Raw genomic sequence first — 26,265 nt, 5'->3', positions numbered from 1 at the left:
TTAACGCTCGCTGAGCACCCCCACTTTAAATCCTAAAGCACTCGCTTCACTCATAAATTCGTGCACCCGGGCGTTATAGACCTCCCTGAGCTTCTTGCAACTTTTTGCCTGCCCACCCGGGGCAACGCCGCGAATCCCGTCCTTCTCTAATACGATAACTTTGCAATCACCTCGATTCGTGAACGTATCAGAAAGGGCTTGAAGCATCTCCCGCAACTCTTCGACTGACTCGTAGTAAAGACTCTCTACAAGAAACGCTGCATCAATCGGAACGGTTAAGGTCTCTTCACACTCGCAAAGGGCATAATAGAAAGAGGTCATTTCGTCAGATATCACGTCGAACAAGTCAAAATATCCATCAATGGGGAATTCGTTTTCATTATTGAGGTAGACCCCACCGAGGGTATGCTTTCTCCCACAGGTATCAACGGTGACATAGTGCAGACCGAATGGATATAAGATCGGAGCGCCATACCTCTCTGCCATCCACTCTTCACCAAACCCCTCTTTCAGTTCATTTACCAGTTCGTCACGCTGCTCTTTTAAATCCGATTCCTCTTCATCCTTACTCCATGCTATACCTTCCTCCGTAACCCACTGGCGGTACTCCTCCCGACGCTCAGGAATGCTCTCCTCAAACTCCGCAAGCAAGGGTTTTGAATGAGCCTCCCAGGCTTCCTCCCTCTGTACCTTGAGCTCGGCTTCGTAATCTGCCCCACTCACGTCCTCTATAAAGCAGGTGTGCTCAACCTCTTCGTCCTCATACATGTCTTCAAGAACACCTTTACCAAAACTCACCCGATTAATCCTCAGTGATTCGGAGACCTGGATAACGGCATTGTGGCGCTCTGCTGCCCGCAATGAAGAGTTAAGCGATGGGATAGGTTCGATTGGCCTTGGTTCAAACAGCATTTCGAGAGGATCGTTCCAGAACTCTTGCTTCAACAGCCAGGCTTCAACCATCTTCTCCAGGGTTAATTGAACGCTGGGCATTCTGTAAATGCAAAGCAAAGCTGGGCCTGTAACTTCTTCAGGCACGGAATCGAAGCGCCCTTCAAATACCAACTGCTTTAGAGTGGATGAGAATTCGGGATCTTCGAAAAGCTTTTTAATAACTCGCTCTACTCCATGGAATGCTTCATCAGAAACCGACTTCCAGATTGTCTCGGGTGCCTGGACCATGCGGTTGTCTTCGGGGCTAAGCCATGGAGATGGGATGACAGAAAAATTGATGCGGTTTTTAAGGGGGCGCCTCATGAATTCTCTGACGGATGAGCTCAGCCACGGGGTTATATCAACGAACTCGCCAGCCTCGTTATAGAGATCTCGACTCACAGCACTGCGGATAATGTTCGGGATGATCTCCGGGAGCCCGCTATCGTTCAGAGCGGATTCGATATGAGCGTATTGGTTGCTAAACAGAGCAATAACTTCAGGAGAGACAGCCTTTTCTTCTACAGCTTTCCGGGCTGTCGCTTCAGCTTCCAAATGCTCATGGTAGATGTTACTCAGCCCCAAGCGCCCATCCGCTAGCCTTTGCAGGTGCGCAAATGAATCATAAGGGGCAATCCATCCACCTTTCCCATCAGGAGACAATTTAACTAGAGTTTTATTGTCGTAGTTTCGGAACAGGCTGGCTGGTTCATCGTAATGTCGCTCAGGCACTTGAAATCGCTCTTCCAGAGATCGGATCTTCTGGAGGGCAGAGGAATCAGAGAGCAGGATTTGAAGTTCATCGGCCGTAAATTCTGTTCCTTTTGGCCATGGCAGAAAGCACAGTGGCTTTGCGTATTCAATGCGGTGCTCTTCACTCAGTAGTTGGCTGAGTTTGACGTCAAATTCGGGGATTAAAGGCTGGGGCAGTGAAGCGATGAGGCCATTGGAAGATCTGTGGTTAAGGGCCCTGGCGACAATTTCTCGTACGGAGCTTAGTTTAATGCTATTGCCGTAAGTAGCGACGACATCCTCTCGGATGGCTTTTACGAGTGCATTGAAGTCACTCTTGGAGTGAATCAGCATAGAATTCTCCTCGCAGTATTGGCCCCCGCTTAAACCACTGCGCTGAGAATAGGGATGCGTGCTCAACAAGCCGTGGCGATCAGTGTCTACAAGTCAGAAATTCGAGTCGAGGGAACTCGGGCTGGTTCTGTATGCCCTGTCACCGCAATGACAGATATATACTCGCCCAGGGAGAGCTTAAAGTCCACTTCCCGAAATCCGCAGGCGGGTTTTCGAGCAAAGAGGGATGGATACAAAGAAAAAGGGGTTGCCTTGGCGACAACCCCCTGAAACGTACTGAAGCGATTGGTTAGCCGGCCGCTGCGACTTCTTCTTCAGCACCCTCACCGCCAACAGCCCTGACCTCGTGCAGAGGCGGGAAGTCGTCAGTGACAGCTGAGTACACACCGTGGGATACCCGCTGAATGACCACCGAGAAGTTCAGCTTGCTCCGAATGTTGTACCGGTCAGTTTCCCGCTCTTTGATAGCGGCCATGATATCGCTGTCCCGGGATTCTGGATTCTTTTTCAGGAACTCCCAGATGCGGTATTCCATACTGACTTTCATGGTCTGCTTTGGATCAAGCTTGATTGCACGCTCGAAGATCTCTGGGTTCTTCGTCGGCTTGCAAATGCCTTTTTCCACACCGATCTGAGCAATGGCTTCGGGCGGAATATCCACTTCGTTCTTCATGGCCTTGCGCGAGCGGGCAATCTTGGAGTGCAGCCAACGCATGTTGCACTTCTTCCGGACAGAGAAAATACGGCGCAAGCGAAGCTCAACAGGATTGCGTCCGGCCTTCTTCAAAAGGAAGAAACCGTTACCACGTTCATCATCAGCGCCGGTCAGCCACACGAAGTCTGACTGAGCCTCAAGAGCCGCCACTACCAACCGAGTCTGGTTTGAGGCCAGCTTGTGGCCGATGGCGACTTCTTGTGTGATCTTGTTGACCGTACTGGCACCCAGGGTTGTGACTTCTTCCCGGGCTTTTTTCACGATGTCTTTGACCACGTTAGGGCTGGACGTTTTAACGACGAAACGACGCTTTCCCTCTTTAATGACTTCCACGCCTACCTGCACCGTCAGTTGCTCCAGCATATAGAGCAAAGCTTCGATGTCGATGTCTTTCTTGTCGGTGCATCCTTCCATATACAGGATGTGCTGAGCATCCTCTTCGCTGCAGGGAGCGCAGGCTTCCAGGAAGTGCCCCGCGTATACGGCCGACTTCAATGATTCAAAGGCGCTGTCATCAGTTCTGATCAGATCATTGATGCGATCGAGGCCTTTGATCGACCGTTGGCGAACAGCCTCTTTAGTGACGCCGAAATCTTTCGCGATATCTTCCAGTTTCTCGCGGGGTTTGCAGTTAAACCCGTTGTGGCGAAGCATCACTTCTTTGGTTGTTTCGTCAATGCCTTCCGTACGGTCGAGCAACTGCTCCAGCTCGGTTTCGATTGGCGAAAATGTTCCAGTCATTCGATCCTACTCTTAATTAGCGGCTCGCGGCGTTACTTCTTTTTTTGTCCTTTGCCACGGCTCGGAATTTTTTTCTGTGCCTCGATTTTATTTCTCGCTCTCCCGAGGAATTATAGTTTTAGATTTCAGGTTTTCTTAATATTCAAGCATAGTTTACTACAGTTAAAACTTGCCTCGTAGGGTTTTTTATTTTCTTTCGTAAATTCTTAATTTACCGTCACACCCTCCAATCTCGCTCCCAGTGCGGGCTTAGGGGATACCCTTAGGACCGGGAATTCCTTTTGACTTGTCAGTTTACATAAGTTAACTTATTAGCTCACCCGAAAATGATATTTCTACTATGGCGACGAAAACTATCAATCCGCAGCTAAACGCCTACTACCAGCAGCTGCGTCATCCGATGCCCGACTTCCTTCAGGATGTTGATATTCACAACATCCATGACCTCGCAAACATCCGTTACAACGAGCGTCTGTGGCAAAAGGTCAAAGAGCTGAACGAAGGCAATCAGGAACCTTCCATCTCAGAATTCCGCCATATCGCTGCGGAAATTCGTCGCCAGATCGATATTGAGCTTTACGAATGTGACGACCCCGACCGCTTGTCCATTGAGGATATTTGTCATCGCATTTGGGACGCACAGATCGGCATTTCACCCGTCAGCATGCCATCAGAAGCTACACAAGAAGATAGCACGGTTAATAGTTCCGAAGAAGTCGACCATTCGGGCGATTACAATCTTGCCATCAGCATTTCTATCGGTATGCGCGGGCTGTCACGGCGGGAAGCAAAGTGGATAGAGGAATGTTTCCGGGACTACAATCCGGACCTGTCAGCTGGGGACCACACCCTTGCCCTTCTATCAACCATGGAAGTGGACAGCATTGAGCGGATTGACCGGTGGCTGCCGAAGAGAATCCGTACCCAGTTGCTCGGACACATCAACAGCAGCGCCCAGGCCGATGACAACGACCTGACGCTGCCCCTGAAGTACCGAATAAAGTTACTTCTTCGGCAGATTCTTTAACGGCAACGGCTGCAGTTTAATCTGCGGTCGATTGGCAGACTTCCGCAAAGCCCCTACCCCAATCCAGATAGCTGCGATCCCCAGGACCACAGCTCCAGCAATCAGAAAAGTAAACATAGTCAGTTCCTCACAGTTCCCCGTTCTTCCAACATACGCATGATGGTCGAAACCGGGTTTTCTCGTGGGTAGCCATCAACACGAAGGCCATTGGCCGCCATCAGTGTTGGCGTACTTGTCACCGCCAGCCCGTTCTCCTGAGCGACGGCAATATCTCGAATATTCTGCAAATAATCATTTTCACACATCGGCGCATCCGCCAGGCTGTCACCGGTATAGGCCCGATCAAGCAGCGTCCGACGCTCTTCCATGGTCGGGGCACACAGGACTTTGCTCATCACTTCGGCCTCTGGCGCCTCCATACCGCGCCGTGGGAACAATGCAGCTCGAATGGTGACCCCTTGAGCCTGGAAATCGTCGTAATCCTCGTGATTTCTCTTGCACACAGGACAGGTGATATCGCTAAACACTGTTAATTGGTGCGTTTCCTCGCCTTGCGCCGGGTATACCACGGTCATTTCATCCGGGATGATATCGTTGGCCAGAATCGCCAGAGCGACATTCAGACGTTGCGTATCCTGCTGCAGCAGCCCTGGCGATGACTCAGAACCAGAGCTGCTCGGGGCTGTCTGCTGGACTGGAGCAGGAGATTGCTGAGCAACCTTGGGCCGCTCTGAAGGCTGTGCAGTGGCAACGCTGGAAGAATCACCCCCAGACGTACCCTGCAATGCTCTCAGAGCCTTCACCGTCTTCTGAGTCAGGTTCTCACCCGTCTCAATATCGATCAGCTCACCGCGAATTACGAGATCACCCAGAACGTAGCGGAGCTTTCCATCGTGATAGACCTCTACAAGGCCCGGATACAGATCACTGGCGCGTACCTGGTTCAGAGTGAGCTGAGGCTCAACGATACGCACTTTATCGAAGGCGGCCTTTTCGAGCGCTTCATCACTCTTGATATCAACAGCCTCAGCCGAGCTTTTGGCGTCCTTGTAAATCTGCGGGTCAGGTGACTGCCATTGAACCAAGAAATAAATAAGAGCTGCCGTAGCTAAGCCAACTATCAAGCCTATAACTATATCTCTTCCCGGAATTTCACTAACGTTCATACTTAGTTCTACCCTTCTCTACCTATGCGTAATGTTCGTTGGTGTATGCGCTCAGGCTGGTCGGAACCTTCCCTGATCCCGCTTCCACCTCAAACCTTTCGTGGGCTGATTCTTCTAACACCCGCCTCCCTTGCAGAACCAGAGACCGAACGCCATCGTGGCGGCCAGGGTGATGACAACAATCACCAACCCCACATCCACTCTCGATAGCTTTCCCTTGTCCTCATTCATTCGCTCTCTCCATTAGGCGGCAATGCTGGATTTGAGTCCGTTACGACAGAATGCCTTCAGTTCGCATGTGTTACAGGCCTTGTTCTGGTCGACCGGATCAATGGCCACGGAACCGGCCAGGATCTTCCCGCTGATTTCCTTGAGGGATTCGTTCCACCCCTCCTTCATGTCGTCCATGTCCTGAGGGGTCACTGTCCGTAGGGCGTTTTCGTCTCCACTGTGAGAAACATACCCGAACAGAGAGGCTTTATCCCGATTCAGGGCACCCAGTGCAACACCGGTCACGGGGTTTCCGGACTTCCGAGTCAGGGCTCCAATGGGCACCTGAGGCTCATAGAGGGTATCCGGATTCCAGCCAGACAAGCTTGGCGCGTTCTCTTTGTAGTCGATAACGACTTCCCCGCCGCCGTCGACCAGATCCACACGGTCGCGTTTGATAGTCACAGTGACGCCATGGACGTCGACATCGGTGGCCTCTTCCATTTCAACAACCGAGAAAGGCGCCCGCTTAGCATCGATGTTCAGCCAGTTCAGGGCCATCAGGCACAGTCGGCGACGCTCGAGGCGCTTTACGGCACTGGAGAGCAGGTCGGCCCGCTCGTAGTTTTCAACCGCGTGCTCGGCCGTACGCTCCAGGAGTTCCTGCAGGTCGTCTGGGCGCTCCATCAGTTCGAGCAATGTCTTCTGATCTTTGAGCTCTTTCCAGATGAAATACATCATGCCGTGGCTCAACTGACCGCGAATGCTATGACTAATTCCCTCTTCTGGTTCTTCCAGCGGTTTGATGCCAAGCCGGTGCTTGGAGAAGCCACGGAACGGACACAGCGCGTAATCCTTGAACAGGCCAACGCCCCCTTTCATGTTCGGCAACTGTGGTGGTGCATTGGTTTCCATTTCAGTGACCAGCTTGCCACCGGTACCGGAGGACCAGAAATCACCGTTGGAGGTATAGCCTTCGATGACCGCTGTGCGATCCACCTGCGGGTGCCGGGCAACCAGAGAGGACGGCGAAAGCTCGTTGTCTCGATCGCTTTGTGGGTAGCTGAAGATCACCTGATAGCCAGCCTGGCTGTAGCGATCGGTCAGCGACCGGGCGAACTGCAATTCCCGCTCTGGTGAGGCGTTGGGCATATTCCTTGCCCGCTGCAGCATCACAGGGATAAACGGCGTCGGAGTCGGTGACGCCGGCCAGCGATCGTCACGCATACCCATGACCCAGACATAATCGAAATTCAGGCCAGCACCTTCCAGGGCGCCGAGAATCTGCACCGGTGAATCCTTGGTTTCCGGTTGGAACGGCGTGGTGCGAACCAGACGGCCCAGCACGGAGATGGCCTTGGACATCGGGATGCTTTCGAGCACCGCGTCATTGCCCGCCAGCTCATGCAGAACCCGGTGAAATGCCCGCACGACCTGATATTCGATGGAGTTCAGGCCGATATCACCGGGCCAGCCGATGGCCTCGAGCTGGTCACCGATGTCTTTGGCCCATTCGCTGGGCAACTTCACGCTGTCGGGTTCCGGAATGGCGTGCAGCGCCGCTACCAACCCATCTTTGAGACCTTCGCAGTCGGCTAAGCCTTTCAGCCATTCACTGCGCTTGAGCTTGCGTGCGCGTGCCTCAGAGAGCTTCCTCCAGACCCTTGCGCGTTGTTTTGACTCGTGAACACCACCCCCAATCAGAGGCGAGAGCATGACCCGCTTAATGGTATCGGCGTCCACATCCTGGCGGTTCAGGGCCAGCACATCCATGGCGGCCGCCACCAGCGGCTGAGTGAACAGAGGCTGACCGGCCGAGATGTTGAACACTGGGGCGTAATCGTTCACGTCGACACGCAGATGATGCGGATCCAGTACTTCTGAGAACACGCGATGCACTTCATCCCGGCGTTGACCGAGATCCGGAACAATGATGCCTACGGTCTTCTCGCCCTGGCTGACAATGCTCTGAGCCCACATGGCGGCAAGACGCACTTCGTCACGTTCATCACGGGCAGCTACCAAGGATGCTTTACCTTCCGGTACCGGGCGTACTTCTTCGCGAACCTGGCTCTTAGCCGCCAGCGCAAAGATCGCCTCGTATACGGGCGGGACATCATCAAAGCCAACCAGAGTGATTTCGTCTACCGGGTTGAGCAGCCCCTGCTCATAGGATTCCAGCAGTACGGACGGAACCTGGGCTGCCGGGAGAACATTCAACAGGTGGCACACAGACTCGAAGTTCTGGACCCAGCCGGCAAAGGCTTCGGTGGCCTCGGTATCCTTGAAGGTCTGGGCGTCCACTTCTTCCTGCCACAGGCACATGGTCTTATAGGCCTTGGCAGCTTGTTCGGCTGCGGCCCGGGGGCTCAGGATGCCGGACTGGGCCTGTGTGGCGGAAATCACCTGCTCCCAGATAGAGATCTCCTGATCGCCAGACAATGTAGTGGTTGGCTGCTCGGACTCGAGACTCTGATAGACGGCCTCTTCGAACTGCGACTGCACCCAACCTTCCAGTGAATGCACGTTGGGCGTGTTCCATGCAGAGGTGGAGGTGCTTTTGCGCTGGGCGAAGCTTTGCAGCATCTTGGCCCGGATACGCCTGTTGGGCGTGAGGATCAGACTCCCCTTCTCCAGCTTGTCGGCGTACCCCGAAATATCAAACAGTGAAATCGACATGGTGTTCTCTCCTAATTCCTAACCTAACCCAAATGATACATTAACTTTAAACATCCGGCAAGCTGTATTGATAATGCCTTTTGCTCTTGGAGGGTTACCTATTGTTGGAATCAGGGTTCATCTCATGCTCACAAAATTCTCGTTTCATACTTGACGGGATGGCTACATTATTATATCTTCAAGTTGTCAATGAGGTTTCATTGATTTAAGTGTGTCACGTTTAGCTTGTAATTCTCCTGTATTGGTTTTTCTTCGCCGGCGCTCCCGCCGGCTTTTTTCGTCTGCACAAAAGTCTCCAGCCAAAAACCCGAGTGGGTTAGTGGCTAGGTTAGAAAAAGTTGGCTAAACCTAATCATTTGGAGGTTTCCAAAATGAGGAAGGTTATCCACGCACCCCTTTCCATTGTTCTCGGCCAGACTCTATGGAAAGCGTTCCCACAAGAATCGCAAAATGGTTGCTTGATACTGTACAAATAAACAGTATTATTGAGTTATGAATGTTGCCTTCAAAACTCAACTGCTGCCCAACAACAAGCAGCGAACCTACTTCGCCAAAGCCAGTGGAATTTCACGATTCACCTGGAACTGGGCGTTGGCGGAATGGGATCGGCAATACGCCATACACAAAGACGGAAATGGGGATCGCCCTTCGGGTATGGCGCTAAAGCGCCAATTCAATGCCCTGAAGAAATCCGAGTTTCCCTGGTTGTACGAAGTGACCAAGTATGCCAGCCAGCAACCGTTCATTTCGCTTCAGCGGGCCTTCTCCGACTGGATGAAGGATCTGAAATCTTCCAAGCCCCAACATCTGAAGAAGCGCCGTCCGCGCTTCAAGAAAAAAGGCAAAGCGTCGGATTCGTTCTACGTGGGCGGAGACCTGGTGAAAGTGGAAGGTTGCCGGGTCAAAGTGCCGAACCTTGGATGGGTCCGCATGGCGGAACCCATCAAGTACGGTGGTCACATCAACAGCATGACCATCAGCCGCCAGGCTGATAAATGGTTTGTGTCCTTTTCCCTGAAAGTCGAAGTTTGCTCGCTCCCAAGCAAAAGCCAAGCACGGTGCGGCGTAGACCTCGGTATCAAGGCATTGGCAACGATGTCTCAGGGAGATGTTCGGGAATGGAAATCCCCAAAACCACTGCAACAAGCGCTACGGAAGCTGGCGCGGTACCAGAGGCGGCTTGCCAAGAAGGTGAAGGGCAGTGGCGGTTATCGAAAGCTGAAGAACCGCATCGCCCGGTTGCACAAGCGGATCGCCGATATCCGGGCGAACACGCTTCACCAACTAACCAGCTACCTAGCGACAAACTTTGCCGAAGTCGTGATCGAGGATCTCAACGTCAGAGGCATGATGTCGAACGGCAAGCTTGCTCGACACATTGCCGATGTTGGGTTGTTCGAGTTCCGCCGGCAGATGACTTACAAGATGGACTGGCGGGGCGGCGTGCTCACCGTTGCGGATCGGTGGTATCCATCCAGCAAGCTTTGCTCTGAGTGCGGGAGTCACAATCCGGATCTGACGCTGAAGGACCGCGTTTACCAATGCGGGGCCTGCGGTCAACAAGAATGCCGCGACTACAACGCCAGCAGGAATCTGGAAAAATTCAGTACGGCTCGTTCAGCCGGAATGTACGCTGCCGGAGATGACGGCTCTGCCCTGGCTGCTTAGCAGCCAAGGCAACCAGCATCGGTGAAAGCAGAAGTGAGCAATAAGCCTGAGGATCAGGTTTGAATAGGTCTCACAGAACGGTACCAATTTTTAGCAGCCACTCTGACCTTTCGATGGCTTTTCATCCCTGAAAATAACTCCTGCCGATTGCGCGAGGTGATCGGCCTTTATTTATTGGCATGAAGTAGGAGCTAACAATGCAGTTCAGTTCACCACTGGGTATGGTTCGACAGTTCATTGCGGATAACACCGCGGTTATGTGCGGGTACCGGGAATCTGGCAGGACGATCCTGATTGCGGCATGCGGGGAGGCGATCGCCTGTAGCGATATGAACGCGCTTCAAGTCGCGGAGATTCCGGACGATTCGGTCCAGGGCGATTACTTTGAGATTGCCCGGGGGTTGGCACGGTCTGTGGGCGCCGCACTCACCGAGGAGGAATTCGGCTGGTTTGCAGAGCGGCTTTTCTGAGCTTCCCGCCCCGCCTGACGCGGGGCCCTTCCCATACACCTTGATTGGTGATTCTTTTTTGATAGACTTTCGTGTGTAGCGTGTGTAGCGTGTGTAGTTTTACTGCTTTCCACTTCGGGAGTTAGATTTGTCGATCCATCATTACGGCCCGGGCGATCTGTCCAGCGGGTTCGTTGGTTTCCGCGTGGTTGTCGCCTTAGACAAGAAACATCGTCAGTCGTGGTTTTCGACCAAAGAGGCGAAAGTCCAGGACGAGTCCGATTTTGTCTATAAACGGGCTCATCTTCAGGCGCAGATCCGTGAGGCAGAGCTGCTGGCAGAATCGGCCCTCCATCAGTACCAGACTTTCGTGACGACGAACCACCCGAACCTTGCTCCCGAAAGAGCGCTCGGCGTACACGCCCTTACCCTTCAGATTCGCCGAGATAATGGTCGGCCAGGCTGTTCTGAACCCCGGTTCGAGCCGGGCTTTCTGGTTACCTACAAGGGTGATGACCGAGGGAGCAACAAGCTTTTCACGTTTTTTAACCAGAGCTATTCGACAGCCTGGCGCGAGGCGGTGCTTTTCTGGGGCGAGGAACATGAGATCCTGCAGGAAGACATTGACCGGATGCTGGCCAATCCGCCAGCCCCGGAGCGCTTCAAAGAGTTACGGCGCTATTTGAACGAAAAGGCAGGCAATGAATTGGCAGACCTGATCCCTGTTGAGGCATTGGAGCCCGTTTTCAGAGAGCAGCGTGCCCAATTGGCCTCAAAGCGTGCGGCGCAGAAATATAGACTGGGCCAGAGTGACAAGGATGCGACCGAAAGCGAAATTGCGCTCTGGTTCGAAAAAGAGTCCGCCAAGGCGGGATAAACGCTTTTTCAGTTTTTCCGCCTTTTTTTCAATTTCTCATAGTCTTTTTTCACCGATTCCGGTGCGTTTTTCATTTTTTCTCTGACGGTGGCAGCAACTGCCTCTTCGTGCTGTTCCGGTGTGGTGACCTCTTCGATATTAATTCCGATCGCCTCAAAGAGAGGGCCGTATACCTCTCGGCCTGATTTCGTGTAGGTGATTCGGCCCTCTGAGTCCTTGGTGTACCAGATCGAACTTAAATCATCGAGCATCAAAATCTCCTGAGTTTCCGCGTGGACCTGCCCCTTGGCTGGCATTTTCCGCAAGACTTTTCATTTTTGATAATATAATATTGTCATTCAGAAAAATTGAACAAACAGCCGTTATCTATTATCAAATCGTCATTGATTAATAGACTCTGCGAAACTCACACTGGTACGATCCCGCATGAGATCCACTGTCCTCGAAACCGACTACAACCCCCAACGCTTTTTCTGGAACAATCTGACCGGTATTCCCCGGGCCCCAATGGTTTATCAGTTGCTCAACGAAGACGGTAGCTGGCTTGACCCAAAGATCCATAATAACCCCTGGGCGCCCGCCAGCCTCAACCTGATCATGACTCAGCTCGTTACCCAGTACCCGGGGGATGCGTCTGTTTCTGAGGGCGGCGATCCACGACGCTTTCTTGTGGGTACAAGCGCCGAATTGGTCGCTTATTGCGGGGAAATCGGCATTCTTTCCACGACTCATGTTTTTCTGTCCGGCCCGGTAGATATCGCCACCACCCATCAGCGGAACCCTTTTCAGGCCCTGGATATCCCCTTCAATGTTCAGGACTGGGTGGAGGAGATTTCTGACTTCCCTATGGCCTACCCGTTCTCGATGTTCTTCCTGCGGCCGGAGCGGGATGTGGTACACATTCATGGATTCACACCCCTGACTCGGGAAACTCAGCCCGATGGCAGCGTCTGGTACCAATCGCCCTATCCAGGCGAAGAAACCCTGTCACCTCACACCGTCAGCCGGGCTCCCTGCCGCGTCATCGCGGAAATCGATACACGGATGGCATAACCAAACTGGTAGTTTAATCTTCGTAGACAGACAACCTTCCGGAGACTTATGGCCAAATTCAAAGCACTGACCGACACCCACCTTGCTATTGCTCGACATCTGGAGTTTTTGAGCCGCTCTCCGGCCTATAAGGGCTACGACATCATCACCTGGGCAACCGGCGGACAGGACAACATCCTTGCTGCAGCCGACCTCTCCGACCGGGGCTTTATGGGCGTTGAAACCAATCATTATTGTCATCAGCCGCTGGTCACTATCTCCATCGCTCGCTACCGCATCCCTGAGCTCATGGCCTTTGTCGAGCAGAGCATTCCCAAGGCTGCCTGATACCGGGCCGGCAGCCTCGCCGGCCCCTCTGCACGATCTGCAAGCGCTTCACCTTCCGCCAGCCTAATACTGTATAAATCAACACGTATGCGCCTTTTCATCACACCGGTATAGTGAGTGAATCCGTACACTCGCAACCGAGGCGCTGAATGGAATTTGGTCTCCAGAAAATCGTATTGATTGATAGCTACGTCGAGGGAAGAGCCTCCGAGATTGACGTTTCCGGCCACACCAACATCAGTGGTGATAACGGCATCGGGAAAACCAGCTTTCTAAAGCTGGTACCCATCTTCTACGGGGAGCAGCCGAGGCGACTGATAATGGAGAGCGCCAACGGGAACGAAGGGTTTAACCAGTTCTACCTGCCGCGCACAGGTTCCTACCTGGTCTTTGAATACCTCAGTCATGGCCAGCCCCGCATGGTGGTGTTCTGCAACCAGCGCGAGCGCACCAGGCACCGGCACGTTTTCATCGATTCCCCGTACCGGGAAGACATCTTCATGGATGTTGAAAACAAGGAGATCTTGCCTGCTCACTCACTGCTAACGCGCCTCAACGCCATGGGTCTCCAGTACCTCAATGTCGACACGACGCAGCAATACCGGAAAATCCTTCTCGATGGCACGGTACCCAAGGCCTACCACTTCAGCATGTGCCCCCGTAACAGCCGGATGTCGAAGCTCACACCGCTGTTTACAGGCATGTTCAAACGGGACGTTCAGTTTGCGGACCTATCCCGGGTTATCCAGGAATACGCCATGGATAAGCTGGACGATGACGCAAGGCAGATCCTCGAGAATTTCTCCGTACACAGGGACCACCTGACCACCACCCTCACCCAGTACGACGCCTATCAGGCACTTGAGAAGGCCCGCCCGGAATCCGAGGATCTAAGCCGTCTTCTGGATGAATACACCCTTACCAACCGCAAGCTTTCTTCGCTGGTCGTGGCCGCCAAGAGCAAGGTCACCGATCTGGATATTGAAGTACGCGCCTGTGATGAGGCGATCGGAGAGATAAACACGACCATCGCACGCGAAGGGACAGATCACGAGACAGCGCTGTCTAAGCTGGACGAGGATAAAAGGGCGGTTGAGCAAAAGCGCGGGCCTGTTGCCACGGCTATTGATGATCTGAAGCGCAACAAGACCTCCTACGACCAGAAGGATATGCCCCAATGGCAACGCAAACTTGAAGGTATTGGCCAGCTTGAAGAGCGCCATGGCAGTTACCTGAAGCAGCTGACGACGCTGGAGGAAAAGTCCGCCTCCATCCGCCAGCCCATTGAACGTGAAATGTCGGCGGCAAAAGAAACCGCTCAGAATGAGCTGGAACGACTGAACGAGGAATACAAAAAGGCCACGGGCCAGCACAATCAGGAGCGCAAGCGGATCACTGACCGGCAAACCGTCGAGATCCGGGAGCAAGCACAAAGCCAGCAAAAAGAAGCCTCTGCCGTTCAGTCCGACCTTGGCAAACTCAACGCCAGCATCAGCACACTGGAAGAGCGAGCCAAGAACCCCCTGGCCTCAGAGGATCTTATTCGGCAGTTCACGATAGCAGAGTCCGCCAAAGACAAGGCTCAGGATCTGTCTGACGATGCTCATGACGCACTGAGAAACGCCGAACAGAAACTCAAGACAGCTAATGAGCGGTACACGAGCGCCGATGAGCGATTCACCAAGGCCCGGAACCAATGTGAAAAAGTGGAGGACCAGTACAACGACGTACTGAGCCTGATCAACGGCCAGGAATCCTCGCTTATCTACTTCCTCAACAACAACAAGCCGGGGTGGCAAAACACCCTTGGCCGGGTTCTGACCCCTGACATCCTGCGTGAAAAGAACCTTTCGCCCTCGCTTGATGAAGAAGCTCCGGACAGCACCAGCCTATGCGGCATTCAGATCGACTTCTCTCGACTGCCAGAGCAGGAACTGACACCGGCCGCCCTGCAGGCTCGCCTTGAAGAACTTTCGACGGAGCTGGCCACTGCTGAATCTGAAGAAGGGGATGCGGAAAAAGCACTAAACCGGGCAAACGACGAGCGAGAGAGCGCAAAAACCCATGAGTCTTCATGCCGCGAGATCTACAAGCGCACTTTCAGGGAGCTCGGGGACGCCCGGGAAACCCTGAAGAAGATAAAAGCCGAGAAGGAGCAGTCTGAGCGGGACAATAAAGCGGCCACCGAGCACGAACTCAAAGGTTTGTACGAGCACAGGGATTCGCTCACTGAGAAGGCCGACCAACTCCAGGAGCTGCATGAAGAACAAGCACGCGAGCTCGAGGAAATGCACAAGGCTCAGCTTGAAGAGTTCGAAGGTGCTCATGAACGCGCCCTTCAGGAAATCGAGCAGGCTCGCACGGCAGTTATCGAAACCCGGAACAAGGATCTGAAGCGCCTGCAGAAGCATCTGGATCAGGCGCTTGCCGGCGAACAGATCGACCCTCAGGAGATAGCCTCTCTCAAACAGCAGGTCGACGAGCTGGGCCAAGAGATAAAGAAAATCCGCGAGAAGGAAGTTCTGATCAGCAGTTTCCGGCGGTTCATGGACGAGGAGTACGGACAGCTTCCCGATCATGAGGCGAACCTCGAAAAACTGGACAAGGACCTCTTTGATATCCGCCAGCAGCGGAAGGAAGAGATCAAACGATGGGAAGTCCGGAAGAAGGAGTTGACCACCAAGGCCGAGAGCACCGAGACAAAAATGAACCAGGCCAACTCCGACGCAAACTCGCTAAGGGTCAGCATCCTACAGAGCGCCGGCGACCGCGAACTGTTTGTACGTGAGGATGACGAAAACCTTGCCCTGTACCGGGAAATGAAAGCGGCCCACCTGATCCGGGACTACCAGACATTGCTGCAGACAGAGAGCTCCAAGCTCAATGAGCTGAAGAAACTCGGCACCCGGTTCGCGACGATATTCGAGAAGTACAGCGGCACCCCCAGCACGCAATACTGGCAAGAAACAGTCATGGACTGGGATGGCACCGACGAGCAAATCATTACCAGGGCCCGGGCGGTTCTGGAGTACTTCAACGGTGGCAAGCATGACCTCGTGCGGGAAACCCTGGCGTCCGGGTTCAGCAACCTTGACCAGATCGACATCTACCGGAGCGCGATGGAAGGCTTCGACAAGCGGATACGTCGCTTTAACCGGGAACTGTCCGGACACATTCAGGAGAACCTGAACTTCCCGGCCATTGAGCGGGTGGAGCCGACGATCACCTTTGAGCTGGAAGAACTGGACTACTGGAAAGACATTAAGGCAGTCGCCGATGGGGTTCGCGCCTGGCGAGAGAATTCCCCGCTCAACAGTCTTCCTGATGAGGATCTGGTGTTGTCACTGCGCAACTATCTGGACACTTTTGAGGAGTCCCGGGCCAATGTCTCGGTGAAGGAGCTGTGGCGCCTTATTCGGTTCCGGTTCTCGATCATTGAGAATGGCCACCACAAGGTCGGTTCAAGCTCCAAGGATCTGGCCAGCAGTGAAGGCCTCTCCTCGAATGGCTTGTCATACATCGTTCTGATTGTTCTGTTCCTCGGGTTTATCGACATGCACCGAAGCGGGCAACCGGTTCATCTGTCCTGGGCCCTTGATGAGCTGCGGGCCTTCAGTAACAAGAACAAGCGGGTACTGCTGGACATGCTCACCGAGCACAACATCAGTCTGGTGACCGCCTGCCCGGACATGGAAGATCGGGAGCTGGGCATCTTCAATCAGGTCTACATGATGGACCGCACCGATGGTGACCGCCGGTTTATCCATTGGAACGTGCCTGAGCCGGGCGCAGTGGCGGCAAACAACCCGTTCAAGGACATTGAGCCGGCCGCAGCGGGCCAGCAGGGAGACGTATGATGACCGATACCCTTTCCCCCAACGACTCGCAATCGACAACCTCAGAGGCTTACCGCACCCTCCTGACACAACTGATGTCCGGACAGGTCATCTGCCAATGGTCTGCCCCGTCACTTGCCCGACTCCTCGAGCGCGAGGATGTGAAGAACCGGGTAAACCGCTGGGCGTCCGAAATCGGCATGCAGTTGGCCTCGACCAGTTCCGGCGCCGGGCACTATCTGGTGTACGAGGGGTTCGACAGCAATGCCAAGGCGGTATCCCGGGAACTGTTTACTCGCCTGATGAAGAGCCTTCGCTTTTACGTGCAGACGCTTGAGATGCTGATGAATGCGCTGCACCCGGAGATGACCTTGGTCCCCGGTGAAGAGTTGCGCTTCCATAACCTTCTGCACCAGGTTGGCCAGAGCCCCAGCCTTCAGACCCAGCTGGGCAACCTCCCGTCATCAAAGCGGCATACGGCCTACAAAGAGCAGCTGGACAGTCTGTTCTCGGTTCTACTGAAGGAAGGGCTTCTGGTGGAGGCCAATGCCAAGCACTCGATCTATCAGGTGACCTCCCGCATTGAGTTGATACAGGACCTGATCATTTTCATTCAGGAGAATGAAGAACTACCGGAGCCTGAGATTGATAATCCCGGGCCCCGGCAGGGGCAGCTGACATGACCATGGAGAACAACCACCACCCGCTACTGGACCTGATCCAGCAACTCTACAATGCCAGGGAGTTGGTGGTTAGCGCCTACGAGCGTTCCGGGGTGGATCTGGATGAAAAGTCGCTGCGCTTACTTGAGCCTTTGATGAAAACGCATCTGGTGCGCACAGAAGGGGCATCGGGCATCCGCCTGAACCAGAAGCTGCAGAAAGTTTTCGACTCCGCCCTGCGCAAGGACCGGATTGCTGCGATCAACACCGACCTCAATTCAGAACTGCAGGCCGCGGAGCTGGCCATGCGTCAGCTTCAGGATGTGAAAGGGCGTGGCCGGTACGATGAGATGCTGGCCGCCCGGGACGACGTGGAGCAGCACTTGTTGTCGATCTACGACATTCTCGACGATAGCAGCACGACCATCTTTAACCGAGTCACCAGCAGCTACGGGATTCGGAGCAATCCGGAATTCCGGGTTCGTGAAAACGAGATGTACAACCGCCAGCTCTCGAATCTGGTGGAAAGCTACAACCAGATGCGATCGGGCCTGAAGGACGAGCCCTTTTCGCTGGATGCGGATATCAGCGCCTTCATCGGCAACCTCGATGTCCGCTGCATGGAAGTGGTCGATCGGATCCGGCTGACCCAGAACACCATCCGAGACAACCTGTTCCGCGTCCGGGCCCTTGAGGAGCGGGCACGTAAAATCCGGGCGGTGGCCGATCACCTGCGACTGAACCCGGGGTTTGAAGCCGAAAAAACACAGGATGCTCTCGGCAAGCACCCGTACTTCTCCAGCATTACCCCATTGGCCGTGCAGGCCGCTCCTGACCTTAGCGATATTGGTGCGGAAGAAGGGTGTGCGGAGCTGGTTGCCCGACTCAGCCACTCGCTCAAATATGAAGTACCCAAGGTTAAGCGGGAAGACTCCAAGTTCCGGTCTGCTGACAATGAAGAACGCACTATCGAGGTTTCAGCACGGGACAAGATGGTGAAGCGAATGCTGGCTGCCTGCATTGACCAGGGCACACCCGTCTCTGCCCTTTCCTTCTGGCACAGCCAGGAGCGCGAACCGGAAATCGTAGACCTTGAAGACCGGGAATGGCTCTACGCGGTTGCCATCTACATGGACAGCGACCCGGTACTTCCGAACGGCCGGAAGACCTCGGGCTTTGTTCGAATGCACATCCATGCCGTACCCACACACGCTTTGTCAGGCACCTTTTCATTGGTGGACCTGTACCTGTATCCGGCAGGCACCCGCATTGAGACGGTAAAGCGAATGGCCGCCGGCCAGTCAGAACCCACAGCCGATGAGGATGTCAGTGCGTGAAACCCAGTCGGCGTGAAATTCAGCAGGCCCTGAAAGTCGTTCAGTCCGCCAGCAGCAACTTTACGGTCAACCAGACCCTCAGAGAACTGCAACAGCGGGGGTTTGGTTACTGTGTGGGTAAGGAATACCGGATTGAGCGTCTGCAAAAGCGACTGCTCAAGGACTGGCTGAGGCAGCATGGCATCAACTGGCAAACACCATGGTCTGCGTTCAGCGGGGACCGGGTGCAGACGGCGGCCTCGGCGATCGATGAAAAGCTCTCGAAGAGAACGGATGAGGGAAAGCGGATACTCATGGGAGCCTTGGGGTGCCCGGCCATTAATGGGCAGCAGATTCCCCAACTGCCTGGCGGGTACCTGTCGATGCCGCAGGAGGCAATTACCTGGATCGAATGCGACTATCTGGTTCTGGTCGAGAACTACCCGGCCTTCACCCGCTTGAGCGAGACCTCCGGTCACTTCAAGGGACTGCGACTGCTTGCGGTGTACCGGGGGGACCCGGAACGCCCGAACGGTCAGGTCTGGGCCCGGGAGATGGCGGGCCGTACCGGCATACCCCTGGCCGCTTACGCTGATTTCGACCCCGCCGGTTTGTGCATTGCCTTCCAGTCTGGTGCGCAACACCTGATCCTCCCGGAACTGGAAAGTCTTTCAGTCGTACAGGGTTCAGCCGAGGATTTCACTAATCAGCATATCCAGTGGGAACACCTGAGAAACATGGTTATGCCGGCCTCCCTGCAACCGTATTTTCGCTTCCTTGAGCAACGGCGGGAAGGGTTCACTCAGGAACGGCAGATTGCACAGCATACCACTCTGAAACTGGTGTCCATGGCACCTGCCCGTGGGGGCCACCACTCATGAATAGCCGTGCTGATTTCTGGGACTTCTCCCGCGAAGACCGGTACCGGGCCATGGAGGTCCTGCTGCAGTGGGAAGGCGCCTGCAATGCTTCTCGGTTGAGTGAGCTCTTTCGTGTCCGGCGGGAGAACGTGACGCGGCACATCCAGGAGTATCGGGCGGAGTTTCCCGGGCAAATGGATTACGACGCAATCGGCAAGGTGTTTCGCCCTACCCCGGCCTTCGAGCCCCGGTACAGCCGTGGTGTAATCAGCGAATACCTGACCCTGGCCCGGCGATTTTACACCGGTGATGGCAACCATTCATGGCTGGATTGCGGCCCCTCGCCTCACATAGAGCCGGACCCGGCCATTTTCCGGGGCATCATAAGCGCCATCAAAGACCAACAGCCTCTACTGGTCACCTACCGGTCATGGAACCACCCATCAGGCCTACAGCGGCGAATTCACCCCCATGCATTGGCGTATTCCGGACTCCGGTGGCATTGCCGGGCCTTCGACGAACGTACCGAGAGTTTCCGGGACTTCCACCTTGGGCGGATCGACCAGCTGGACCATGACGGCGAGACCGGTACCGGAACTACCGGGACGCATGACCGGGATTGGAATGAATACATCTCCCTGACAATTGTGCCCAACCCGAAGCTGAGCGATGACGAACAGAACTTGGTCAGGGCGGATTATGGCATGATCGAGGGGAAACTCAGCGTGCAGTGCCGGCGCTCAATGGCGCACTATGTACTGCAGGGGTACCAGGTGCCCACTGGGGGTGATAGCCCAGATATGAACCCCAGGGCTACTCCGCTGATCTGCGAGAACCTTGGTGAGATCCGGACCACCTTGTTCCAGTGATCCCGATGCCCGCTAGTTTCGAATGCGCTGCGGCAGATCCTCTTCCTCAAGCATCTGTCCCAGTTCATCGTTAGCCAGAGAGGCCAGATCAGCCAGGCGGTCTAACATCTGCAGGACGAACAGCGCTTGCGCAACATGGCCGAATTGCACTGATGGATCGCCATTCTCAATCTTCCTCAATGTCGGCTCGCTCACACCCATTCGATCAGCCATGGTCGCCACTTTGATCAGGCGACGCTTTCGGGCGGAACGCAGGTCAGAACCTATCTTTTTCATGGCCTTTTGGACCGGTACTGGATGCTTGCGCTTCATTTCATTAGCCAAACCATAATTTGCTTTATCTTCGTATAAGCGAAGCTACATTTTCGCTTATGCGACACTCAGTGGCCGGAACTTCCAAGAGACCCTTCGATCTTTCGGCGCTCTTCTTGTAGGCGTGCAATCTCTTGGTCAATCTTTTTCAGAGCGCTACCAAAGGCCCGGTTATAGCTGTCCTCAGCCTCCTGCGTGTCGATGTCGCCGGTTTTCACCCAGTCATAATCGAAACTACCGATCTCACAAACTCCCCTGAGATTGTCATGAGAGATATGACCATTCCGGCGCCAGGCGCTCACGGATTGTTTGGTAGTGCCAAGGGCGTCGGCAATCTGGGAATCGGCCATGGGGATAGCATCAAGCACAGCCGTTAGGCGCTGAATGAAGCCCTCGATGCCAGGCTTGCCTTTTCTGACGGTTGGTAATGACTTCTTCGTCTCTGGCGTCATGGGGCCGCGATTGAGCAACACATAATCCCGGTTGATCCCCGACACTTTGCAGACCTCCGTGAGGGTGTCGTAGGGCATCAACTCTTCCTGCGTCAGCATCTGTTGAAGGCTGTCTTCTGAAACGCCCATGGCGCCCGCAATTTGCTTTGTGTCCTTGCCGAGATTGACGAGCGCATGGGTCAGGCGGGCATTGGCTGGATGAGACATGATGAACTCCTACGTTGACGGTTATTTTAAATTAGCAGTCAATCTGCTTTACCGTCAACTTAATTTACTTGAGAGCTTATCAAGCTGTTTTAGTAGCGCCCTACCGGCACTTCTTCAGACATTCCTCAGACTCACCAACACCATTGGCGATCGCCATCTCGGCATAACCACCGTGCAACTCATGACCCGCGGAATCCACGTCGTCGCCAATAGCGCCCTGAAGGCGCAGTAACCGCACAGCAAGGTTATGTTCCGCACCGCGCAGAAGGAACCCGGCACACATTGCCGGCTTCTTCTTTCCGGACTGGTGACAGGCAAATTTCCTCTGAGACATGTCGTACGCGGTTGGTGCGGAGTGACGAAAGGCTTCGGCCGGAAACACCCCCACGGCATCCTTTCTCCAGGGACAGTCACTGCAAGGCGTCCGGCGGTATAGCGCGTCGCCACCAAGCACAGTCACTACCTGGTGCTCCTCGCCGGCCGGGCGAACATTTGTAATAACTGATTGCGCTTTCGACTCGCCTTTCGTGCGGGATTCTTCGTCCGCCCAGGTGTGCGTGGTGGATTGGTCAATTGAGCGGGGCATGCTGGTCTCCTGATGTCGGTTACTGAATCGTCTGGCTTCCATTTTTGCCCAGGCGGTACCGGGCTGAACATATAAGGTTTTGCCGACCATAACCTTCGGCACTACGGCCTGTTAGAAGTCGTCCATTCCTCCAAACGAGTCATCGATACCGCATCCGAAGTCGTCATCGAAGCTGCTTCCAATGCCGTCATCGATTCCTGTTCCCAGATCATCCCCGATACCGCTATCAATGGAGTGCATGTCGTCGGAGGCGCCGGAGCATCCGTACAGGTTGCCATCAGTATCAATGCCGCCAACCATGGCCAGACCGGTAGCAGGATTGATTGAAGGCTCTGAAAGCGAGTCGTCAACAAAGTTTTCGGCCGTTGAGACGGGGCCGGAGGGATCATCAGGCCACGCGGTAGCTGCAGCAGTTGTTCCGGCAGCAGCACCTACGAAGGCGGAACTGGATTTTTTAGGCGCACTGCGTTGGTTTCTAGGATGATCAGGGTTCAGGTAAGGGTTGCCGGTTCTCGGATCAATCAGAATCTCTCCGTTGCGGTACCGCTTCAAGTTTCTGGCTCCAGAATTCATTTGCCAGAGCCCCCAAAGGGTCAAAAGCACGGGCGGGACAACAATGCCCCACGGATGAACCATTGCGCCAATGGGCATTGTGATTACCAGAAAAACAATATTGAACAGCATGTCGTTTCGGCTGGGCCGACCTCCTCACCAGTAATTCGTATTAGGTGAATGCTACCAACTTTTCCTTGCAAAGTACACCATGCACGGTGTATTATTGTTCTCAGGTTAGGACAAATTATTCGAGGCAGATATGACTATCGCACAAGACCAACAGGGCCGTGATCTGGCCGTAGACCCCAGCAAATCCGTTATCGTTGAGGCTGGCGCCGGTTCTGGCAAAACCGCCAATCTGGTTGTCCGGAAGCTTCGGTTGCTGGCTATTTCCGAGAACCCGGAAGAAGTGCTTTCCATTACCTTCACCCGCAAAGCAACAGCTGAAATGCGCAGCCGGGTCATTGGTGCGCTGCGCACCGTGGCTCTGGGTGCTACTGCCACGAACGCTTATGAAGAAGTGCTTTATGACAGCGCTCGCGCCGCCCTCAAGCGCGATAAAGAGATGGGCTGGAATCTTCTGGATAACCCGAGCCGTCTTCGGATCGTTACCTTCGACTCGCTGGCTCACATGATCGTCCGGATGTCTCCCATTACCTCCCAGCTTGGCGGGCCTGTGGTTGTTGAGGAAGACCCCTCACCTCTGTACGAGAAAGCAGTGGATCGCCTGTTTCAGTCTCTGGACTCCCAGGGCGACGACAGTCTGTCTGAAGCCGTTTTCCAGTTCCTCGACCTGATGGACAACCGCCAGGTTCGGGCCCGGTCGTTCCTTACCAACCTGCTGGCGCGTCGTGACCAGTGGCTGGCCTACGTACTCAGTGCGCGTGATCGTGGGGAGTTCTATGACCTGATCAACGAGTCCTGCACAGAGCTGGGCCTTGGCACCATTGCCGAGATTTCCACGGTTATTGAGGTGGCCGGCGTTGGCCCTGCTCTGGCTCAGCTGTGGTCCTATGCCACTGAGAACGGCGTTAAATCCAAAGCCATTGCAGAGCTTGCCCGCTACAAGCAGTTCCCGGATACCAAAGAGGTCGATCTTGTGTTCTGGCGCGGCCTGGTCGATTTCATGCTGACTTCCGGCGGTACATTCCGTAAGCGCCTGACCGACAAGGAAGGCTTCCCGGCTCCGAGCAAGCTCAAGGGTGAGGAGAAGAAAGAGGCGCAGGCCATGAAGGACCTGTTCTCTCAAGTGGTGAGCGAGATCGAGGATATCAATCCCGATGCCTGCGCCCTGCTGAATCGCTGCGGTGTTCTGCCAGAAGCAATCGAAGAAGGCTCTGATGCGTTGGCTCTGATGGATACCCTTGTTGAGATCCTGCCGGTATTGGCCGCAGACCTTCAGGTCATCTTTACCGAACACGGCGCCGCGGATCATGGCCATGTCTTTCAGGCGGCCCTGCAGGCGCTGGGTGATGAAACCATGCCCGGGGAAGCCTCTTTGTCTCTGGACTACCAGATTCGCCATATCCTGGTGGATGAGTATCAGGACACGTCGAAGCCGCAGACCCAGATGCTGAAGCGTCTGACGGCCGGCTGGGAGCAAGGCGATGGCCGGACTCTCTTTCTGGTTGGTGATCCGAAGCAGTCGATCTACAAGTTCCGGGACGCCAACGTTTCCAACTTCCTCGCGGCGCGTCGGAACGGGCTTGGCGATATTCGCCTGACCGCGGCGTATCTGACCGAGAACTTCCGGAGCACCGAAGCGATCATTGAGTGGAATAACATGGTGTATGGACCTGTGTTCCCGGCTGAGGAGAACATTGCTCGCAGTGAGGTCACCTTCAGCCCCTCTACTGTGCCGGCCGGTGTTTCCGGCGGCGATGGAGTGATTGTGCGGGGCTTCTACGGTGACCCGATCAATAACGCCATGTCTGAAGCCGATTATATCGCTACCAAGCTAAAGGACATTCAGGCCAAGCATCCGGAAGAGACTTCCGCCATTCTGGTGCGCAACCGCTCGCACCTGCGCGAGATCCTGCCGGCCCTGAAGCGTCACAAGATTGCGTGGAAAGCTTCGGACATTGATCCGCTGTCCTCTCTGGGGGTGGTCTCAGACCTTCTGTGCCTGACTCGAGCCATCATGAACCCGATGGATAAGCTGGCATGGGTCGCCCTGCTCCGCTCGCCGCTGGTAGGCCTCACAATGCTGGAAATCAACAGCTTTGTGGGTAGGGCGAACCACGTCTGGTCGGCTCTCGGCAATATTTCCCAGCCGATGGTGCCGGCAACCAAGGCGGTTCTGGCCCGGTTTACCGAAGTAATGAACGAGGCTCTGGGCCGGTACCAGCGCAAGTCCCTCCGCCAGGTGGTAGAAGGTGCATGGGTTGCCCTTGGCGGGCCCACCCTGACCAAAGACGCCGGGGAGCTCGAGGCCGTGCGCCAAACACTGGACCTGATTTCCGGTCTGGAGGTGGGCGGCACCATCATGGATACCGAGAACCTGAGCCGTTCAGCTGCTCGCCTCTATGCCTCTGATGCCGCCGGCGCGGATAACGCCGTTGAGATCATGACCATGCATAAGGCGAAAGGCCTTCAGTTTGACTCCGTATTCCTGCCGGGCCTGGCCAACGGCACCCGCCCGGATGAGAAGAGCCTTTTGTACTGGGATGAGTGGCTGAATGATTCCGGCCAGTACCGGATGGCCATGGCGCCTATGGCACCCCCAGGGTCCAAAGATGTCCCGCTGTATGATTTCTTGCGGGCTCGGGAATCCGACAAATCCCGCCAGGAAATGGCGCGACTGATGTACGTGGCCACCACACGCCCACAAAAGCGCCTGTTCCTGACCTTTGGCCTTGATGTTCTGGACTCCGGAAAGGTTGCCACACCGGGTAAAAGCTCACTGCTGGGCATCATCTGGAAACAGATCGAAGATCAGGCGGAGCTCTCTGAGTCCCCTGTCCGCGAATCTGTAACCAAGGCGCCGGAGATGGTCGTCACCCGCATTGAAGGCAAGAATTTCCTGAAGTCCGGGAAGCTGGCTGCTCCCCTTGCCCAGTATCGAGGCCCCGAGCAAGGTTTCGGCAATGAAAATGTCCCCGAGCTCTCATGGGACAATGCCGTAGCCATTGCTGCAGGTACTGTCTTCCACCGGTTCCTGCAGCTGCTCAATGACAAGCAGATCCGGGAAGTTAACCCCGCGGATGCTGCAAAGTTCAAACCGTTCTGGGAGCGCCAATTGCGCAGCCACGGCCTGCCGATCGGCAAGTTGAATCAGGGTGTAACTCTCGTGGAAGAGGCATTCAAAGGCCTGAACAGCGAGGACGGCCGCTATCTGCTGGCTGATCATGACCAGAAAGAGGCGGAGAAGCCGGTTACCCTGGTGGTCGATGGCGAAGTCCAGGATCTGGTGATCGATCTGACCTTCGTCGACAACGGCGTTCGCTGGATTGTCGACACCAAGACCAGTGCACCTGCTGAAGGGGAACCGGAGCACGCATTCATTGCCCGGGAATTGCAGCGCTACGAAGAGAAAATGGCTCTGTATGGAAAAGCGGTTGCCCATCTCGGCAATGAGCCGGTGAGACTGGCGCTCTACCTGCCGCGGATTGGCCGAGTGGCCACCTACGGCGAACATCGGGCGGCGGCTTAACGGCCGCCCCAACCATCAACCCAGGAG

The 26,265-nt window shown here is 54.8% G+C and carries 21 protein-coding genes; 12 read left to right on the top strand and 9 right to left on the bottom strand.

All coding sequences use genetic code 11. The features are described from left to right. Positions 1 to 2,019, bottom strand: coding sequence for a hypothetical protein (locus tag AC13E3_RS01300; RefSeq protein WP_482901628.1), 2,019 nt, complete (start codon positions 2,017 to 2,019; stop codon positions 1 to 3). A 289-nt stretch (positions 2,020 to 2,308) separates the two neighbouring features. Further along, positions 2,309 to 3,475, bottom strand: a complete 1,167-nt coding sequence (locus AC13E3_RS01295) for a hypothetical protein (protein ID WP_482901627.1) — start codon at positions 3,473 to 3,475, stop codon at positions 2,309 to 2,311. Between the two features lie 340 nt (positions 3,476 to 3,815). Between AC13E3_RS01295 and AC13E3_RS01290 the strand changes: the two genes are divergently transcribed. After that, entirely contained in the window at positions 3,816 to 4,502 is a 687-nt protein-coding gene (locus AC13E3_RS01290; protein WP_482901626.1) for a hypothetical protein, read from the top strand. Positions 4,503 to 4,621: 119 nt separating this feature from the next. Here AC13E3_RS01290 and AC13E3_RS01285 read toward each other — a convergent pair whose 3' ends face one another. Continuing rightward, positions 4,622 to 5,668 (bottom strand): thioredoxin fold domain-containing protein, encoded by a 1,047-nt coding sequence (locus AC13E3_RS01285; RefSeq protein WP_482901625.1) that lies wholly within the window; start codon positions 5,666 to 5,668, stop codon positions 4,622 to 4,624. 243 nt (positions 5,669 to 5,911) lie between these two features. After that, positions 5,912 to 8,557 carry a PD-(D/E)XK nuclease family protein gene (locus AC13E3_RS01280; RefSeq protein ID WP_482901624.1) on the bottom strand — a complete coding sequence of 882 codons (2,646 nt, stop codon included), beginning with the start codon at positions 8,555 to 8,557 and terminating at the stop codon, positions 5,912 to 5,914. Between the two features lie 492 nt (positions 8,558 to 9,049). Here AC13E3_RS01280 and AC13E3_RS01275 point away from each other — a divergent pair, with 492 nt between their 5' ends. The 3 genes from AC13E3_RS01275 (at position 9,050) to AC13E3_RS01265 (ending at position 11,551) form a co-directional block, all read left to right on the top strand. Further along, on the top strand, positions 9,050 to 10,225 hold the full coding sequence (locus tag AC13E3_RS01275; RefSeq protein ID WP_482901623.1) for an RNA-guided endonuclease InsQ/TnpB family protein: 1,176 nt from the start codon (positions 9,050 to 9,052) through the stop codon (positions 10,223 to 10,225). A 197-nt stretch (positions 10,226 to 10,422) separates the two neighbouring features. Further along, entirely contained in the window at positions 10,423 to 10,695 is a 273-nt protein-coding gene (locus AC13E3_RS01270; RefSeq protein WP_482901622.1) for a hypothetical protein, read from the top strand. Positions 10,696 to 10,822: 127 nt separating this feature from the next. Then, positions 10,823 to 11,551 carry a hypothetical protein gene (locus AC13E3_RS01265; protein WP_482901621.1) on the top strand — a complete coding sequence of 243 codons (729 nt, stop codon included), beginning with the start codon at positions 10,823 to 10,825 and terminating at the stop codon, positions 11,549 to 11,551. Between the two features lie 8 nt (positions 11,552 to 11,559). Here the strand turns inward: AC13E3_RS01265 and AC13E3_RS01260 are convergent, their stop codons facing one another. Continuing rightward, entirely contained in the window at positions 11,560 to 11,802 is a 243-nt protein-coding gene (locus AC13E3_RS01260) for a hypothetical protein (RefSeq protein ID WP_482901620.1), read from the bottom strand. A gap of 175 nt (positions 11,803 to 11,977) precedes the next feature. Between AC13E3_RS01260 and AC13E3_RS01255 the strand changes: the two genes are divergently transcribed. From AC13E3_RS01255 to AC13E3_RS01225, 7 genes are all read left to right on the top strand, one after another. After that, the gene (locus tag AC13E3_RS01255) at positions 11,978 to 12,604 is read left to right on the top strand and encodes a hypothetical protein (protein ID WP_482901619.1); all 627 of its coding nucleotides are present in this window, start codon (positions 11,978 to 11,980) and stop codon (positions 12,602 to 12,604) included. Positions 12,605 to 12,652: 48 nt separating this feature from the next. Then, on the top strand, positions 12,653 to 12,931 hold the full coding sequence (locus AC13E3_RS01250; protein ID WP_482901618.1) for a hypothetical protein: 279 nt from the start codon (positions 12,653 to 12,655) through the stop codon (positions 12,929 to 12,931). 149 nt (positions 12,932 to 13,080) lie between these two features. After that, entirely contained in the window at positions 13,081 to 16,788 is a 3,708-nt protein-coding gene (locus tag AC13E3_RS01245) for an ATP-binding protein (RefSeq protein ID WP_482901617.1), read from the top strand. Next, positions 16,785 to 17,450 (top strand): hypothetical protein, encoded by a 666-nt coding sequence (locus tag AC13E3_RS01240; RefSeq protein ID WP_136630783.1) that lies wholly within the window; start codon positions 16,785 to 16,787, stop codon positions 17,448 to 17,450. Before AC13E3_RS01245 ends, AC13E3_RS01240 begins: the two co-directional genes overlap by 4 nt. After that, positions 17,447 to 18,766 carry a hypothetical protein gene (locus AC13E3_RS01235; RefSeq protein ID WP_482901616.1) on the top strand — a complete coding sequence of 440 codons (1,320 nt, stop codon included), beginning with the start codon at positions 17,447 to 17,449 and terminating at the stop codon, positions 18,764 to 18,766. The genes AC13E3_RS01240 and AC13E3_RS01235 overlap by 4 nt, the downstream gene beginning before the upstream one ends. Next, a complete protein-coding gene (locus AC13E3_RS01230) occupies positions 18,763 to 19,626 on the top strand; it encodes a DUF7281 domain-containing protein (RefSeq protein ID WP_482901615.1) in 864 nt (287 codons plus the stop codon). Before AC13E3_RS01235 ends, AC13E3_RS01230 begins: the two co-directional genes overlap by 4 nt. After that, complete coding sequence (locus tag AC13E3_RS01225) at positions 19,623 to 20,474, top strand: WYL domain-containing protein (RefSeq protein ID WP_136630780.1); 852 nt, start codon at positions 19,623 to 19,625, stop codon at positions 20,472 to 20,474. The genes AC13E3_RS01230 and AC13E3_RS01225 overlap by 4 nt, the downstream gene beginning before the upstream one ends. Before the next feature lie 12 nt (positions 20,475 to 20,486). On the opposite strand, the gene AC13E3_RS01220 is transcribed toward AC13E3_RS01225, so the two are convergent. From AC13E3_RS01220 to AC13E3_RS01205, 4 genes are all read right to left on the bottom strand, one after another. Then, a complete protein-coding gene (locus AC13E3_RS01220; protein ID WP_227549570.1) occupies positions 20,487 to 20,750 on the bottom strand; it encodes a helix-turn-helix domain-containing protein in 264 nt (87 codons plus the stop codon). Positions 20,751 to 20,854: 104 nt separating this feature from the next. Continuing rightward, a complete protein-coding gene (locus AC13E3_RS01215; RefSeq protein ID WP_136630778.1) occupies positions 20,855 to 21,445 on the bottom strand; it encodes a hypothetical protein in 591 nt (196 codons plus the stop codon). Between the two features lie 100 nt (positions 21,446 to 21,545). Next, positions 21,546 to 22,031 (bottom strand): DUF6283 family protein, encoded by a 486-nt coding sequence (locus tag AC13E3_RS01210; protein WP_227549571.1) that lies wholly within the window; start codon positions 22,029 to 22,031, stop codon positions 21,546 to 21,548. 111 nt (positions 22,032 to 22,142) lie between these two features. Next, positions 22,143 to 22,583, bottom strand: coding sequence for a hypothetical protein (locus tag AC13E3_RS01205; protein ID WP_136630777.1), 441 nt, complete (start codon positions 22,581 to 22,583; stop codon positions 22,143 to 22,145). A 262-nt stretch (positions 22,584 to 22,845) separates the two neighbouring features. On the opposite strand from AC13E3_RS01205, the gene AC13E3_RS01200 reads away from it, so the two are divergent. Further along, entirely contained in the window at positions 22,846 to 26,238 is a 3,393-nt protein-coding gene (locus AC13E3_RS01200) for a UvrD-helicase domain-containing protein (protein ID WP_153637499.1), read from the top strand. The last annotated feature ends 27 nt before the right edge of the window (positions 26,239 to 26,265 follow it).

Source organism: Marinobacter sp. L-80 (genome assembly GCF_056859395.1).
Note: the sequence above shows the minus strand (reverse complement) of the source record. Positions and strands in the feature narration are given on the sequence as shown.

Coding starts and splice junctions, on each gene's coding strand:
- AC13E3_RS01290 (WP_482901626.1), top strand. CDS start 3,816: ATGGCGACGAAAACTATCAATCCGCAGCTAAACGCCTACTACCAGCAG.
- AC13E3_RS01275 (WP_482901623.1), top strand. CDS start 9,050: ATGAATGTTGCCTTCAAAACTCAACTGCTGCCCAACAACAAGCAGCGA.
- AC13E3_RS01240 (WP_136630783.1), top strand. CDS start 16,785: ATGATGACCGATACCCTTTCCCCCAACGACTCGCAATCGACAACCTCA.
- AC13E3_RS01210 (WP_227549571.1), bottom strand. CDS start 22,031: ATGCCCCGCTCAATTGACCAATCCACCACGCACACCTGGGCGGACGAA.
- AC13E3_RS01280 (WP_482901624.1), bottom strand. CDS start 8,557: ATGTCGATTTCACTGTTTGATATTTCGGGGTACGCCGACAAGCTGGAG.
- AC13E3_RS01270 (WP_482901622.1), top strand. CDS start 10,423: ATGCAGTTCAGTTCACCACTGGGTATGGTTCGACAGTTCATTGCGGAT.
- AC13E3_RS01245 (WP_482901617.1), top strand. CDS start 13,081: ATGGAATTTGGTCTCCAGAAAATCGTATTGATTGATAGCTACGTCGAG.
- AC13E3_RS01300 (WP_482901628.1), bottom strand. CDS start 2,019: ATGCTGATTCACTCCAAGAGTGACTTCAATGCACTCGTAAAAGCCATC.
- AC13E3_RS01250 (WP_482901618.1), top strand. CDS start 12,653: ATGGCCAAATTCAAAGCACTGACCGACACCCACCTTGCTATTGCTCGA.
- AC13E3_RS01285 (WP_482901625.1), bottom strand. CDS start 5,668: ATGAACGTTAGTGAAATTCCGGGAAGAGATATAGTTATAGGCTTGATA.
- AC13E3_RS01295 (WP_482901627.1), bottom strand. CDS start 3,475: ATGACTGGAACATTTTCGCCAATCGAAACCGAGCTGGAGCAGTTGCTC.
- AC13E3_RS01215 (WP_136630778.1), bottom strand. CDS start 21,445: ATGTCTCATCCAGCCAATGCCCGCCTGACCCATGCGCTCGTCAATCTC.
- AC13E3_RS01225 (WP_136630780.1), top strand. CDS start 19,623: ATGAATAGCCGTGCTGATTTCTGGGACTTCTCCCGCGAAGACCGGTAC.
- AC13E3_RS01235 (WP_482901616.1), top strand. CDS start 17,447: ATGACCATGGAGAACAACCACCACCCGCTACTGGACCTGATCCAGCAA.
- AC13E3_RS01255 (WP_482901619.1), top strand. CDS start 11,978: ATGAGATCCACTGTCCTCGAAACCGACTACAACCCCCAACGCTTTTTC.
- AC13E3_RS01200 (WP_153637499.1), top strand. CDS start 22,846: ATGACTATCGCACAAGACCAACAGGGCCGTGATCTGGCCGTAGACCCC.
- AC13E3_RS01220 (WP_227549570.1), bottom strand. CDS start 20,750: ATGAAAAAGATAGGTTCTGACCTGCGTTCCGCCCGAAAGCGTCGCCTG.
- AC13E3_RS01260 (WP_482901620.1), bottom strand. CDS start 11,802: ATGCTCGATGATTTAAGTTCGATCTGGTACACCAAGGACTCAGAGGGC.